Annotated in this window: 11 protein-coding genes; 4 read left to right on the forward strand and 7 right to left on the reverse strand. The window is 47.3% G+C overall.

Going from position 1 to position 15,541, the window contains the following annotated elements:
• Positions 1 to 16 precede the first annotated feature (16 nt).
• Positions 17 to 6,514 carry an LPD38 domain-containing protein gene (locus tag MMG82_RS01645; RefSeq protein ID WP_241406367.1) on the forward strand — a complete coding sequence of 2,166 codons (6,498 nt, stop codon included), beginning with the start codon at positions 17 to 19 and terminating at the stop codon, positions 6,512 to 6,514.
• Here the strand turns inward: MMG82_RS01645 and MMG82_RS01650 are convergent, their stop codons facing one another.
• Both MMG82_RS01650 and MMG82_RS01655 read right to left on the reverse strand, forming a co-directional pair.
• On the reverse strand, positions 6,515 to 7,435 hold the full coding sequence (locus tag MMG82_RS01650; RefSeq protein ID WP_241406370.1) for a hypothetical protein: 921 nt from the start codon (positions 7,433 to 7,435) through the stop codon (positions 6,515 to 6,517).
• Between the two features lie 47 nt (positions 7,436 to 7,482).
• Positions 7,483 to 7,794, reverse strand: coding sequence for an Arc family DNA-binding protein (locus MMG82_RS01655; protein WP_241406372.1), 312 nt, complete (start codon positions 7,792 to 7,794; stop codon positions 7,483 to 7,485).
• Between the two features lie 225 nt (positions 7,795 to 8,019).
• Here MMG82_RS01655 and MMG82_RS01660 point away from each other — a divergent pair, with 225 nt between their 5' ends.
• Both MMG82_RS01660 and MMG82_RS01665 read left to right on the forward strand, forming a co-directional pair.
• On the forward strand, positions 8,020 to 8,205 hold the full coding sequence (locus MMG82_RS01660) for a hypothetical protein (RefSeq protein WP_241406374.1): 186 nt from the start codon (positions 8,020 to 8,022) through the stop codon (positions 8,203 to 8,205).
• Positions 8,202 to 8,978, forward strand: coding sequence for a phage antirepressor KilAC domain-containing protein (locus MMG82_RS01665; protein ID WP_241406381.1), 777 nt, complete (start codon positions 8,202 to 8,204; stop codon positions 8,976 to 8,978). Before MMG82_RS01660 ends, MMG82_RS01665 begins: the two co-directional genes overlap by 4 nt.
• A gap of 32 nt (positions 8,979 to 9,010) precedes the next feature.
• Here MMG82_RS01665 and MMG82_RS01670 read toward each other — a convergent pair whose 3' ends face one another.
• Positions 9,011 to 9,229 (reverse strand): hypothetical protein, encoded by a 219-nt coding sequence (locus MMG82_RS01670; RefSeq protein WP_241406383.1) that lies wholly within the window; start codon positions 9,227 to 9,229, stop codon positions 9,011 to 9,013.
• 774 nt (positions 9,230 to 10,003) lie between these two features.
• Here MMG82_RS01670 and MMG82_RS01675 point away from each other — a divergent pair.
• On the forward strand, positions 10,004 to 10,156 hold the full coding sequence (locus tag MMG82_RS01675) for a hypothetical protein (protein WP_186293706.1): 153 nt from the start codon (positions 10,004 to 10,006) through the stop codon (positions 10,154 to 10,156).
• A gap of 121 nt (positions 10,157 to 10,277) precedes the next feature.
• Here MMG82_RS01675 and MMG82_RS01680 read toward each other — a convergent pair whose 3' ends face one another.
• The 4 genes from MMG82_RS01680 to MMG82_RS01695 form a co-directional block, all read right to left on the reverse strand.
• Entirely contained in the window at positions 10,278 to 10,628 is a 351-nt protein-coding gene (locus MMG82_RS01680) for a YdbL family protein (protein ID WP_037417891.1), read from the reverse strand.
• 24 nt (positions 10,629 to 10,652) lie between these two features.
• Entirely contained in the window at positions 10,653 to 10,853 is a 201-nt protein-coding gene (locus MMG82_RS01685) for a YnbE family lipoprotein (RefSeq protein WP_011072131.1), read from the reverse strand.
• 12 nt (positions 10,854 to 10,865) lie between these two features.
• Complete coding sequence (locus MMG82_RS01690) at positions 10,866 to 14,114, reverse strand: YdbH domain-containing protein (protein WP_241406384.1); 3,249 nt, start codon at positions 14,112 to 14,114, stop codon at positions 10,866 to 10,868.
• Positions 14,115 to 14,335: 221 nt separating this feature from the next.
• Entirely contained in the window at positions 14,336 to 15,523 is a 1,188-nt protein-coding gene (locus MMG82_RS01695; protein ID WP_099458191.1) for an aromatic amino acid transport family protein, read from the reverse strand.
• Positions 15,524 to 15,541 lie beyond the last annotated feature (18 nt).

Below are 15,541 nucleotides of genomic sequence, written 5' to 3' on the forward strand. Positions count from 1 at the left end.
TTTTGGAGCCTGAACAATGTCGCTACTCGGATTTGACCCTAACAAATACCGCACCACAACCACGGCGCAAACTAAACCACAAGAACAAGGACGCTTTGGTGATGTGGTTGATTCATTCCAAGCGGGGGCAGCGTCAGGGCTAGGAGGCATCTTCGACTTTGTTGGTGCTGACGGCATCGCTAAATCGTTATACGGCATTGCCGATGATCAGTACGGCCAAATGTCTAGCCGCGGTCAAGAGGCTATGGGCAAGCAGATGTTCCAAACCAATGCCCAAGGTGAAACCGAGCTAGGCGACGGCATGACCGACCTTGATACGTGGCTGTTGCAAATGGCAAACGTCGCTGGGCAGTTTGTACCTACCGCAGTGCCAGGCGCAGGGGCGGCAGGTTTAGCCACTAAAGCACTTAGCCTTGGTTCCAAAGTTGCGAAGGTTGCGCAAGCAATAGGTATGGGCGCGACGGGTGGCAGTGCAGCTACTGGTCAGGCAATGGACCAAGCGCGACAAGAAGTATTAAAGATGCCAGATCAAGTGCTGGCCGACTCTGATTTATTCAAACAAACCTTCTTAAATATCGATGCCCAATCACCAGAACTTGACGATGTAAGCAAATGGAATCAAGCCAAAGCTCAACTTGCTGAGCAGGTCGCCAGTGAAGTGCGCAGCGATCCTAAAACGTTGCTAGCTAATTTCGCCGCTTCTGCCATTGGAGATCCAATCATAGGTCGCGCCCTAACTGGCGTTCGCTTAGCTAAGTCTGGCGCATTTCGCAGTGCGTTAGCTGGCGGTGTTACCGAAGGCGCAACCGAGGCTACGCAAGCGGGGGTTAGTCAATATGCCGTTGATAGCGCTTTATCGAAAATCGACCAGCGTGATCCGATGGCTGGCGTTAAACTGGCTGCGCTTAATGAGGGGATTATTGGCGCTGGCTTTGGTGCCGGTGCTGGCGGTATTGGTGGCATTGCTAATCGCAATCCTGTTGACCGTGAACCTGCTAAAAACCCTGCTGCCGATCCTATTCGTGAAACCAACCCAACCGTAGCGGGTGCGATGGACGCAGACTCGCAGCAAGCGGCTAATCGCCGTGCTGATATGGATAGCATGGCGCAAGCTGGCCAAGCGCAACAGTCACAGCAACCTAACTATGATCAACCCACAGCAGCCCGTCGTGCAGGTATGGGCGATACGATGCAGACTGGCCGCTTTGGTGATGAGGCAATCGCGCGCGATAACGCGATGAAGGGCCGCAGCTTTCCGACCGTGCCTGAGCAATTCAACCCAAGCCCATTAACTCAAGCCATGGATAGCGTGCAAGGTCTGGCAGACAATCGCCGTGAAGGTGAATGGTTGCCACCAGAAGGCCAAGGCCGCATCCCTGTAACTGGGCTTTTATCCGCGCCATTTATTGACGGCGAAAACCTAAACCGTCAACGCACTCGCGACACGATGGCCGCGCAGCCAACTAACCTTATCGGCCAATCTAATACTATTTTTGCAGGTGATGGTAGACCAGCTCAGCAGCGTCAGGAGTTTGCAGATCAATTTACCCGTGACAACGCCAAGCGCCCACTCACCATCGAGGATAAAGGCATTATCTTTGCGCCTGATTCTTTTTCACCAGCTGCGCAGGGTATCAATGTCAAATCGAACAACACGCCTTTTGCTTCAGCTAAAGAAGCGTTGATCAGCAAAGGGGCTCGCACGGCAAAACGCGAAGGCGCCGAACTTGAAGCGGTAAAACTTGATAACGGCTTTGGCTGGCGAGTGGTGCCTAAAACTGAACCAGCAACACCAACTGAGGGCACAGTAAATGCGCCAATGGATACAACAAGCACAACAGGCGCAGGCAATATCGATGCAGGAAGCGCAGGAACTGGATCAGTTTCTGAGCTACAACGACCAAGCGCCGAGCAAGTTTCAGATAGTGCCGAAACACCTAGAGCCAACGTTGCAGAGGATATTTCTACTAGAGCTGAACAACCATCAACACCTACTGCACTAACCAATGCAGAACCCGCCCAAGACTTAGCTGGCGACAAAATTAATAACGAGTGGACCGCCTTTGCACCTGAAACGGGCACGCTGAATATTCCCCGCGCTGAAATGCCGCAGATTAAAGCTGAACATCGCGGCGCTATGGTCAACTTTATGAAGGCCCGTGGCGTTGAGCATACAACCGAAGAAGTGCCAGCGGATTCACTTAAACCAACACAGGCCGAGTTTTCACCCGCTAAAGTGAAAAAAGCATTAGGTTTTGAAGGTGGCGACCGTTCTATTTTGGTATCGAGTGATAACCACGTACTCGACGGCCATCACCAATGGCTAACCAAACGCGAGAAGGGCGAAACGATTAAAGTGATCCGCTTGAATGCGCCGATCAAAGAGCTAATCAATCTTGCTCATGAGTTCCCAAGTTCTGAAACTCAGGCGGGTGCTACGCCAACCGTAGAGCAACAAGTCGATATCGAGTCAGCTAAACCAAAAGCACCAAAGCAAGCGGATAGCAATATCACCGAAACACCTGCAATTCTGCGCACCTCTAAAACCAAGTGGGTTCAGGCCGAGATTAAAAAGCAGGGCTTTAAGAAGGGCTCACCTGGTTACGATGATGCCGTTAGCAAACTCAACGACTCATACGAAACTGAGATTGATAAGGCCTTAGCTGAGTCATCCTTTGAAACCTATCAGCAATTCAACAGTGACACGCCTGAAAGCATTAACCGCATGGCCTATGCCGAATTGCGCAAAGAGTTTGGTTTAGATGATAAGCCCAATAGCCAGACAGCAGCTAAACATGAAAGCAAAAAAACAGCAGAATCAAAGGTTGATAACCAGCAAGAACAATCCGGAAATACAGGAGAGACTTATTATAGCAAATCAGGACTAAGCGAAGCATCTATACTGGCCGCAGAAATTCGCGCCGATTACGACGGCCTAAAACTGTCAATCTCTGAAAACAATGGGCTTGTCACTATTTCAAATATCACCTTGCCAACTGAACTTAGAGAGCAAGGAATAGGCTCGAAAGTAATGCAACGTGTTATTGAATGGGCTGATGCAAATAGCAAGACATTAGCGTTAACTCCTTCGGCAGATTTTGGCGGCAATATTAATCGACTAAAAGAATTTTATGGTCGATTTGGTTTTATCAAAAACGCTGGAAAAGGAAAGGACTTCCAAATTAGCGAGACCATGTATAGGTTGCCAAACGGTTCCGACCCCATATTTAAGCAATCCAAAGGCGCTAACCGTGGCGCTCGCTTATTTACTCAAGCAGAAGCACAGCGCGCCGTTGATGATGTGATGAAGCGTTTATCTGGCGCAGCGGGGATCAGGGTTAACCTATTCACGTCACAGGATGAATTTTTATCCCGCTTCAACGTGCCAGCTATGGCGATGGAAGGTCAAACAATTTACGGCGCCTATGACGACAGACGCAACAGCGCTTACTTAATCTTAGATAACTTCAAATCCATTGACGAACTGCGCTCAACGTTAGTGCATGAGGTGTTAGCCCACGGTGGCTTGCATACTGTTATCGGCGCGCAAAAGTATCAGCAGTTTATCAATAAGCTTAATTCAAGCCGTAGCCGTAAAGACTTTAAAGAGCTTTGGGACCGTATTGATAAGGATTACGCTGGCGCATCAGATGCCGTGAAAGCAGAGGAAGTTTTTGCCAACTTTGTGCAAAACCAACCGGAGCGCGGCACGGCTAAAGCGTGGTGGTTTGAGTTAACTAAATGGCTGCGCCGTCAACTTGAAGGTTTGGGGATCATCAAGTCCAACATCACCCGCAATGAAATGGAAGATATGATGCAGGCCATTGTGCGCGGTTTCGATAAGCGCAAGCAGCGCACGGATAGGGCCAATAAAGTGCTTGATGCGCGCGATGAAGCGCCAGCAGATATTCTATTTAGTAAAGCTGCTACGGCGCCAGATGAGCGCACCGCCAAGCAAAAACTTGGACTCGAGGAAGAAGCCGAGCAAACGCTGAAAGAGAAGATCACCGATAATTACCGCAATACCGCCGACACGCTTAAGCAATCCAGCTTTTGGAGCCGCTTAAACGAGGGCATCTTCGACGGCTTGCACGGCATTAAAAAAGCCGAAGAAGCGGCAGGCATTACCGATCCTAATAAAATGGGTTATGTGTCTGCCCGTTTAGCCTCAGGTTTATCAGACGTATTGCACGGTGTTTTCCACTACGGTGCGCCCATGTGGAAAGATGGCATCATTCAGCGCAAAGCTGATACTAAAGGCTTGCTTGAAGTATTCGGCATGTTACCAGACGGCGAGCTGAATAACTGGCTGGCATGGATGGGCGCTAACCGCGCTAAGCAGCTCAAAGCCGAAGGCCGCGAGAACAACCTATCACAAGCCGATATTGACGAACTGTTAGCCCTTGCAGACGGCAAAGAAAAGCTATTTGAAGAAGTGCGCGCCGAGTACAACAAAATCAATTCGGCCGTGCTGGATGTTGCCCAAGGCGCAGGTCTGATTAGTGAAGCGCAGCGAGCCGGATTTGATGAGCAGTATTATGTGCCGTTCTTCCGTGAGCAAGATGTTGATCCAGAAATGCAAGATATTGCATCTATGGTCACAGCGCCATTCACTAAGAAGGGTATTGCTGGCCAGAGCGCCAAAATCAAAGAGCTGAAAGGCGGCAAGCAGTCAACTAAAGACCTGCTAGAGAATATTATCTTGCGCCAGTCAACCATGCTCGACGCTGCGCTAAAAAACAAAGCCATGCTTGAGGTCACCGATAACTTAAGTGGCACCGAGTTTATGACCGAAGTCGACAGCCCTGAGTTTGCCAAGCTGAGCCAGCGTGAGCTTAACAGCATCCAGCGAGTTAAGGTGATGCGCGACGGCCAAGCGGTAGCTTATGCGGTTACTGATCCGGCATTACTACGTGGCTTAATCGCGGTGAATGATGTTGGCAGCCAAGCGCTGCTTAACCGCATGGGGCGCAGTGCAAAACGCTTTTTGACTACAGGCGTAACGCTATCGCCTGACTTCATCTTTAAAAACTTTATCCGCGACGCGGCGCATGCGTGGATGATTAACAAAGATGACTTTAAGTTAGGTACTGATTCAATTAAAGGATTGAAAAAGGCATTTAAGGAAGATGAGGCCTACCGCGATTTGATATTCAGCGGCGCAGCATTCCAAGGCGGGTATATTCACGGGGCAGATCCAGAAGCAGCAGCGCAGCAGATACGCCGAGCACTGGCTCAGAAGGGATTATCTAACAAGCAGATTGATGGTTATATGGGCAGCTTGGTGACGAATGGCAAGATGCTACTCGAGAAGTACCGCAATGCCAGCGACAAGGTAGAAAATGCCAACCGGCTATCAACTTACGAAGCGAGTTTAACCGCGGGTAAATCTCGCCGACAAGCGGCCTTTGAAGCGAAAGACCTAATGGACTACTCGCTTAAGGGTAACTTTGCGCTGATCAGTACCATGATCGACTTTTTACCCTTCTTCAATGCGCGCTTGCAGGGTATGTATAAATTAGCCCGGGCATCGGCAGCGGGTGAAAACGATAAAGTGCTTAAGGTGCTATCGGCAAACTTGGCGATGAAAGGCTTAAAGGTGGCCGCGTTCTCTCTGGCACTGGCGGCGATGAATGACGACGATGACCGTTATAAAGAGTTACCAGACTGGGACAAGGACGCAAACTGGCATTTCTGGATAGGTGAAGATCACTTCCGTATACCTAAGCCGTTTGAGCTTGGCGTGGTATTCGGGACCATGCCTGAGCGTTTATTCGGCTTTGGTACTGGTTCGCAAACGGGTAGTGACCTAGGCCGAGCGGTAGGTAATGCTGTATTTAATACCATGGCGTTAAACCCAATACCGCAAATCGCTTTGCCAGTCGTTGAGGTAATGACCAATAAGTCATTCTTTAAAGGCACAGCGATTGAGGGGATGGGCGATGAAAACCGTATGCCAGCTGATCGCTATAACGCTTACACCAGCGACACGGCTCGAGAGGTTGGCCAGCTGTTAAACGTGAGCCCGAAAAAGATTGAGCACTTAGTTAATGGCTATGCTGGCACACTTGGCGGCTATGTGCTGGCTATGTCAGACATGATGGCGCGCCAGATGCTTGGTCGCGAGAGCGCCGAAACGCCAATCAGTCGTTATCCGGTGATCAAAGCGTTTTACGGTGGCGATGCACCAAAGGGCAATACTTATTATCAGAATGAGTTTTACAAGGCGCTTGATGCGGCTAACCAAGCCTATGGCAGTTATAAGCGCGCATCCGAGGAACAAGACTCAAGCCGCATGATGGCAGTGCTTGAGGATAACCGCGACAAGCTGGGCGTGCGCATTGCGCTTAACCGCGTGCAGCGCCAAGTATCGGCGTTGGGTAAGCAAGCTGAGATGGTCAATAACTCGAGTATGAGCCCAAGTGAGAAGCGCGAAAAACTGGACGCAATAACCCGCCAGAAGAACGCGATTTATCAAAGCGCTTATGTCGGCTTTAACCTGCGTGAGTGGTGATCACTTTACGCAGGTTTTTAACGTCATATCGCAGCGAAAACCAATAGGGCATTCACTGTTAAGCGTGCATTGCCCATTGATATTAGTGTTAGGTAATGTGCTGTTTGGGTTGCTGATCGTCGGCAAAGGAGTGCCAAACTCATTCACTTTTTGCATGCACTGCCCAGTGCTTTGCATTGGGCCTTTAATACAAGATAGGCCGAGTCCGCACTCATAATCAGAGGTGCAACCGCTTGATGTTGTTAACAGTGTAGATGAGCTGGTCTGCGGTACGGGAATAGGTGCTACTTTGGTTGTTTGTGCTTGCTGATAGTAGGCTGGTTGCTGATAATTTTGCTGGTAGTACTCAGTTGCGGTTGGTGCTCTTTGCGTTGACTGAATTGCGATAGGTGCAGTATAAATGCCAGCAAGCAAAGCAAGCCCATTGATTGCAGCTGACCACACTAATGCTTCACCCTCAGTTATACCTTGTTGCTGTTGTTGGTACTGCTTTTGTGCCAATTTAGCTTGTTTTCTTTGAAATTTGTCCTGCTGTTTGATTTGATCGTTAATTTCTTGTGCTTTTACCAAGGCTAGCTTTTCAATTCCTTTATCTTTATCAAGTTGACCTTCATCACCGGAATAAGGAATTTCAATATTGTATTTTCTCTTATATTCACAAAGTTTATAAGCTGGATAAGGTGTGCTTTGTGATCCGCTATACCAATTCGCTCTTACGCCTTTAATCATAAAGCATCCATCTATTGGCGTAGCTTTGCTAAGGTCGTAGTAGGTAGTTAGCGGAGACATTCCAAGATATTTACCAGTTTCAAGTTCGTAAATATCGGCTCCAGCAGGTGAGGTTGTGTAAGTTACATAAACAGTATTGGAGCAACCAGCAATAAAAATAGCTAATAAAGCAAGTGAAATATCCCTTTTCATAAAATCCTCAAGACTACGATACAAATTTTTTAAATGTAGATGAAGATTTAATCACTGTCATTATTTTTTGGTTTGGTTCTAAACGTTGATATAAGTGCAGCTTTGAATTCAGCTATACCTTTGTCAATTTTCATCATCATTTCAACTTCATCTTCATTAAGGGAGTCAGTTACATCTTCAAAGCTGTAGTGACCATAACCCTCAGAATCTAAAAAAAAGTAATGCTGAGCCACGCAAGACTCGATCATTTTAACAACTTCTGCATTAACTGAACGTTTATTTTCATTAGCAATAGCGGTGACTTTATCCTTCAAGCTTTGAGGTAAACGGATATTTAACTGTGGGTCTTTTCGAGACATAGCGCCCTCCTTAACAATATTGACATGATAGCACCGTGCTAATACACTTGGAATGGTATCACCGTGATACCAAAGAAAAGCCCCAGCTGCTGTAACAGCTGAGGCCGATGAAACACTACCAACTCCGCAAAAGTAGGAGGCATTTCAATGTCAATTATAACCTTCAAATCTCATATCACGCAAAACCTTATGGCCTTGACGCCATGTAAGGCAAGGGGGTGATTTATGCAACTTGCCATATTCAATCCTGAAATCCCACGTAACAGAGGTAGGGAGGCAATAGAGCTTATACGTCGTCGCTGGCAAATCGACAACATGCCAGCAACTATGGAGCAAGTTAAAGCCTTTGAACAATGGAAGCAGGCCGTCGATAACTTTATGAACAATGAATCAACAGGTGGTGCGATATGAGTAGCTTAAACAACATAGTGGCAGTAAGCGCTTGCCCATCAATTGCAGGGGTGGAGATCACCACCGATGACCAAGGCCGCTTTAACCTTAACGCACTTCATCGTGCGAGTGGTGGTGAAACAACTAAGCGCCCATCTATTTGGCTGACCAATAAACAAGCGCAGGAATTGGTTGAAGAGCTAAGCCAGAATTCTGGCTTAGGTCATAAATTAATCAATTCAGTAAAAGGCGGCTCTACACCAGGCACTTTTGCCCACGAACTGCTTGCGGTTTCATATGCTGGTTGGATCAGCCCATCATTCCAACTCAAAGTGAACCAAGTCTTTTTAGACTATCGCAGTGGTAAGTTACAGCCAGTTACTATCGACCCAATGGACGCGCTACGTGATCCAGCAATAATGCGTAGCTTACTATTAGGTTATTCTGAAAAAGTGCTCGAACTTGAAGATCAGCTCAAGGTTACACAACCTAAAGCGGACGCATTAGACCGCATTGCAACCGCAGACGGTAGTTTGTGCATTACCGATGCGGCTAAGCATTTACAAATGCGTCCTAAAGACTTGTTTGCGTTTTTGCAGCAAGATAAATGGATTTATCGTCGCCAAGGGACTAGCTGGCTTGGATATCAGGATAAGTTACAGCAAGGTTTGCTTGAGCATAAGATAACCGAAGTCGAACGCGGTGATGGCAGTAATAAAATAACCTCTCAGGTAAGAGTTACACCCAAAGGATTGGCGTATTTATCGAATTGGTTAACATCACACGCAGCATAAAGTGGCTTAAACAATAAGGGGCCAGTGGCCCCTTATCTAAATATTTCAATGATGATCGTAAGTACTATACCAATCAGGCCAAGCATTACAAATAACCCTTCCTGATCTTGCCTCCACCCCCGAGCTTTCTTCCCTCCAAAGTCCAGCATATAAAGCCCGACACAGATGATCGGCAGTCCAAGCAGCCAGCTAATATTTTCGCCAGCGGCATAACCTAAGATAACTAAAACCAGCATGGCGATTAGGTGCATACGGCCCCTTAAAAATAAAACCCGCCTAGATTATAGGCGGGGATTGGTTGGTAATGTGTCGCCATCGTCTAGGCCAATTACTCGCTGACGGGGGAGTTTACCCCCTTTGTGGCTTTCGCCAGACACATTGTTAAGGCGTTTAAGATGCGAAGCTAACGCATCTAGTTTAAAAACTAACTCGGACGCTACATACAAGCTAAACACCTTCACGATATGCCCCACACTAACGCAGTGGGCTAGAGCGCTTTGCTAGTCAAGATTTTTAAAACACCACAAGGAAACACCATTGTTGCGCTATTAAAGTTTGCCCCTATAAAAATCTATTGCAAGCAGTTTTTAGTCGAGGAGCACGACTGGCAAGCGTGCTCCTCGTTCAGGAGTCGAATTGAAAGTGCGTTATGTACGCTTTAAAAAGTCTGGGCAAAATCTGGGCAAAGCATAGGGCTTTTATGTCCGCAATAGTCCTGAGTGCTAACCGCTAAACTCTTACAAATAGCGGACATAAACGGACTCAAAAACAATATGATAGGGTTCGACTCCCTCTCTCACCGCCACATTCTAAGAACCCGATCACATGGTCGGGTTTTTTCTTTCTATCATAAACCTATGAATTATAGTTGCTAAATCCAATGGCTCACCAACCTTTGGCACCTTAAGGTGGTACAAAAGGGTGGTACAAAACGATGGCATTTATGACTCAACCATACCGCGATCCACAGTCTGGGATCTGGAAAATCCGCAAGGGTGTTCCTAAGCATTTACGTCCGTTCCTTGATGACAAATTCACTATGCCACTTCAGTCTAGAGACTAATGATGCCTATATTGCCAAAACAACAGCGGGTGGTGTGATTGTGGAGTTTGAGTCAGCCATAGCTTTGTTACGTCAAGAAAAAGAGCAGAAAATAACACCAGCACTGTTAGTTTGAGGGAGCAAAGCCATCAGGAGGATTACCATGCACGTGGCGGTCGATCTCGATAAACAAAACGCCTGCAATTGCAGGCGTTCTTCGATGGGTTTAGTCGGTGCTCAATTGTCATTAAAACAGGCTATTTCTTAACCCATTTGCCTTGAGCATTTTGCACATAGTTGCCTTTGTCTGTAGCCGCGATGGCTTTTTCACCAGCTAATTTGGCGACATCTGCGGCTGAAATATTATTCTTTTTGGCGATGGTTTCGTAGTGAGCGCGGCGCTTGTTGTTGACTTCATCCATCACGGCTTTGGCATCGCTATTATTTTGCACTAGACCTAAATAGCCATTGAGTTGCTCACCTAAGTAACCTTGGGATTTGGCTTCCTGCAATGACATGGCAAGGGCGTTTAAGCTGAATAAACTCAGTCCGAGCAACAGGAGTAATGTTGGCTTTTGTAGCAGGGTCTTGAGTGACATTGATTTCATCGTATATTCCTTAATTCTTTGTGATTAGAACAACTTATCATCTGACAGAAGCTGGTCTAGCTCCTTGTCCACTTTGATTTTTATCTCGTGTTCAATTTTCACATTGAGATTAATCACAATCGGTTTATCCGGCGGCTCAATTTTTACTGTAGGCGCACAGCCTTGCAATGTGCCTAGTAGCAGCAATGCACCTAAACTGACTTGCTGTAATTGAATGATCTTCACTGAGGGTTCCTTTTACTTCACGGATTTTTCGATTCTATCCTGCAGATCGTTACCAATCTGAAGGCTCCTGAATAATTGCAGCATGTTCTCTTCATGAGAGTAATTCAAGTGGATAGGGCGTTCAATCCCTTTGCTGCGACCTTTGACTTCCACTAATAGGTTGGCATCACCAGTTTGATCCATATCGAAACTACTGGATAACTGGCTGTATTCTAAGTGTTCGAGTGCTGAAAATACAAAGTCGAGATAAGGCTGTGATTGGCGCATTTGATCGACCGCTGGATTGCCAGATATGGCAATTAAACCGCCAGGCGCGCGGGCCGCTAATTGGCCGCCGCTGATCGACACTTTACCATCGACTAAGTCCACGGGTAACACGCCATCGAATATGCCATCGGCATAGATGCCTATTTGCGGCTGAATTCGCAGTACTTCTTCAAGATTCATGCCCTGCAATAATAGATAGGCGTGGGATTTATCCTGTAGTTTTAAATTAAAATCCGGTAGTAAAAATTGGCCGTTCAATACTTTACCCTTGGCGGTCATCGACACGTCGGTATCACTTAAGCCCGTGAGTTGTTGCAGCCAATTATCGGGAAGCTTCTCTGCATCTTTGCCTAGGACAATATCGGCCTCTACTTCGATATCGGTCAAGGGGAAGCCGGGATCAAACAAGTTAAAGTTTATCATGGTCTGCGGGCAGTTCAGTCGACTTAAACTGCTGAAATCACCTGATGCTTGCGGCGTTTTATAGGATTGTCCCCAAGTGAACTCGCATTGGGCCTGTAATTTACCGCCCTCGAAGAGAATGTCTTTGTAAAAACCTTCCAGCTCGGTCATCGATTGGGTAATTTGCATCGCAAATTGGGTTTGTTCGGGCTGATGTGTCAGTTTAAATTGTGCCTGTAATTGGTTATGCCCGGTCATATTAAACTCAGTGGGTAACGGCTGGGTTTGATTAAGCAAAGATAGTGCCTCTGTCATGCTGGTATCGGCAACCCACTGGCCAGTTAACAGCAGCGGAAAGTTTGCATTGGCGAACTGCAATTGATGATGGCTTTGAAGTTGAACATTGCCGACTTGCCACTGTTCATTGCCGATAAGCGTGTTATTTTTCCAATGTAAATCTTGCACTAGGGCTAAGTTATCCAGCTTAAGCACAGTTTGTTTACGTGTACGTCCCTTCGCCGAGAGCAGCTTTTCAATTGATAACTGTTTGGCTTGCCAGTGGAGTGTATTTTTGATTTGGCTCGATTGAATCGCTGTTAAAAAAGGATTTTGGCTCGAAAAATTCACTGCCACGCCCTGTGATAATCCAAGGGAAAAATCCTGCACTGTTATATCGCTGCGGCTACTCAGACTGGTTTTTGTGCTGTTAATTAAGGCCTGCGTTTGGTGTTGTGCATGGGTATTGTCTATTGCAAGTGTTTCTACCGCTTGGCTAAAACGCAGTTGTGCCAGCGTGAGTGACATTGGAGGTAAGTTAAGCGCAAATTGACTCCCCGCCGCGGTAGTCGCATCCTGTGCTGAAAATGATGTTGAGCTAAATGTGAGTGGAGCCTTGGCGTTTAGCTCAATATTGCCCAAGCCCAACTGGGTTTGTTTATTTTGAGGATCAGATGCTCGTGTTGCCTTATCTAGCTGAATATCCCTAAGCGTTAATTGCAGTGTATCCGTTGACTCAGTGGAGAAGGGCGCAGTCTTAAGTTGCCAATCGATCCCTTGGGCTGACTGTTTAAGATCCATCGTTCCGGCAGTTTGCAAAGTGCCCGAGCCCCAATTTAACGCTTGAGGTGCATCTTGCCAGCGCTTGTGTAAGTCAAGGTCACGTAAGTTGAGCGGAGTATTTTGTTGAAGCGCGATGTGCCACTGCGTTTGCAACATCCATGTATCCGACTCTTTGGTTAAGTGCTTGTTATCTAAGCGAGTGTTTGTTAGGCGAATGTGCGTCTCAAGTTTACTGCCTAAGGTGGATAATTCCAACGCGGGCAAGGTTAACGGCTCATCTGATTTTGCCAAGGCATAATGTAGCGGCTCAGTCATCAAGAATGCCAGTCCAATGGGGGACTCGGTGCTTTTAAGCCCTGAGAGTAAAGTGTTAAGCGCTTGATAGTCAGTATCATTTAACTGCAAAGAGTGATTTAGGGCTTCTAATAACAGCGCTTGTTGCGCGGCATTGGGCGTTAACGCAAGGCTAAAAGGCTCGAGTGTTAGATTCAGTGCAGCTAATGAACCACTGAGATTAAACGCCAGAGTTGGTTGTAGTGCTAAGGTGAAGTCTGCAAAATGCGCCAAAGTGACACTCGGCTGGATAAACTGGTGCTCACTCTTTATATCGCCCGTCGGGAGCTTGAAAGTACTTTGCGAGACTAACTGACCACTCAGTGTCATGCCAAGCGCTTGCCATTGTTGATCCCATTGTATCAATTGGCTAAGAATACTGGTTGGCGTTTGGCGTAGGCTAATTTGATGCAGACTCTCAAGCAGCGGCGCGATGTTCAGTTCACTTTTTAACGTCCATTCATCGCTGCCGAGTGTTGCAGCTAAGCTGATAAGCGGCTCGTCTTCATGGCTAAAGGCGGTGGTTAATTGTCCATAATGATTAAGGCTAAGTTTTTCCATCACCAGTTGATAGTCGCTGTGATTGGCTTGTGCCTTTAGCTTCAGTGTGGTTTTACCTATCTCAATTAAGGGTAATGAGTTGATGTTTAGCGCTATTGCGGGCGTTTGTTCATCGGCAATATTGGGGCTTCGCTCAAAGAGTGATTGACCGAGCTCCACTTCAATCTCACTTGTACTAATGCGTTTTATTTTTTGGCTCAAGACATCAAGCTGGGCCAACTGGAGTAGTTCTGCAATACTTTGGGGCCAGCTTAATGCCAGTTGAATATCCAGATTTTTTACCACTAAGTGCGAGTCATGCACGCGCAGGTTAGCTGAACTGACTTGCCAATGTGCTAAGCCCATTTTTCCTAAGCGAATATCGGTTAGCTCACTGTCCATGCCGCTTAAGGCATAATTGGCGGCACGCAGAATAAGGGTTTCGGTCTCACTATTGACAATCCATACAGTAAGCGCAATACCCACTAACATACCTGCCACTGTGGTGGCGATAAGGCTTTGTTTGACGCGCTTTTTGATTGTTGTTTTGCGTCTAGGCACGCCAGTTTCTACCGCTTGGGAATGTGACGTAGCAGCCGAGCTCGCCTGCGGTGCGTGTTCGGCGCTAGCCTTTTTCAGTGGTATTGGCGTCTTAACCATGTGAGTCGAATATCATCCTTATCATCAATGCGCTGTCGTTCACTCTAGTGCTGGCGATTGGAATACCAGCGATAAAGGGGCGTGGGATGAACGCCAGTTTAACACCCCACTACGTGGCTGACTAATTTTGCGATGGGTCTTGCTATGGGCAAATGAGGTTGAGTGCCTACTCAATCATCTTGATTTTACAGGCACTTATTCTGTAGTGACCTAAACCGATGTTAACCTAATAATTGGGCACCAATGACGGCAAGGCCTGACACGAGTGCAAGCACTAAGCCTAATGTTCCCCCTGCGACGCGGTAGCCTTGGGGAAGATTGGCGTTATCCCGTTGTTTTCTTTGTACCCATACCATGGAAACAGGTAAAAAAATCGCGAGGATCACTAGGGCAATTGCCGCATAACCTAGGGCGGTAATAAATCCCTGTGGGTAAAAAAGGGCAAAGCCTAATGGCGGCACAAAAGTGATCGCCGCGGTGATACTGCGACCCGTCGCATTATCTTCTTGCCTTAAGTTGGCGGCTATAAAGTCAAATAGACCTAGGCTCACCCCTAAAAATGAGGTCGCCAGGGCAAGATCGGCAAACACACTGATCGCTGAGCTTAAGGATTGACTGTGCAGTACACTGGCTAACTGATTGATAAAGCCTGAAAGACTCTGATTTGTCATCAGTTGGCTTTGGCTGAGCACGCCTTGGCTGCCCAGTTGCCACAGCAGGTAAATCAACAGCGGTAATGCCGAGCCGAGCAACATGATTTTGCGCAGGCTGTTAACCTCAACGCCTAAGTAGCGCACCACGGATGGAATCGAACCATGAAAACCAAAGGAGGTAAAAATCACTGGGATGGCCGACACAATAAGCCCTTGCTCCAGCGGCAATTCGAGTAAATGTGTGCCTTCCACCTGCGGCAGTAATAACGCCAGCATCAAGATCAACGCAATGATTTTTAAGCTAAAGAGCAGGCGGTTAATTAAATCGACGCAGTGGGTGCCTAAGCCCACAATCGTACCAACTAGGAGGGTAAATAAGATGGCGCCCGCCTGTGGCGGCAGTGCTAACCCTAACCAAGTGCTGAGCTTTTGATTGACTTGCTCACCGCCACCTGCGATGTAGGCGGCGCACAGGGCGTAGAGTAAAAACATTAACGCGATACTGGCAACCACTTGGCCCTTAGCGCCCAAAAGCGTGCGGGCTAATTGGTTGAGGCTGGCATCACTCGGGGCAAATTGATGGATTTCAACCATAAGCAGGGCGGTGTAGGCCATCAGCGCCCAGAGGAGCAACATAATCATGCTCGATACACCAAAGCCCAAGCCTGCAGATGCAATGGGGAGTGCGAGCATGCCCGCGCCAATGGTGGTGCCTGCGATCAGCAGTAAACTGCCGAAAAATTTATTTTGTGTCATAACTTACGCTCAAACGTC

Origin of the sequence: Shewanella sp. MM_2022_3 (assembly GCF_022557375.1) — a bacterium.
Lineage (GTDB): Bacteria > Pseudomonadota > Gammaproteobacteria > Enterobacterales > Shewanellaceae > Shewanella > Shewanella xiamenensis.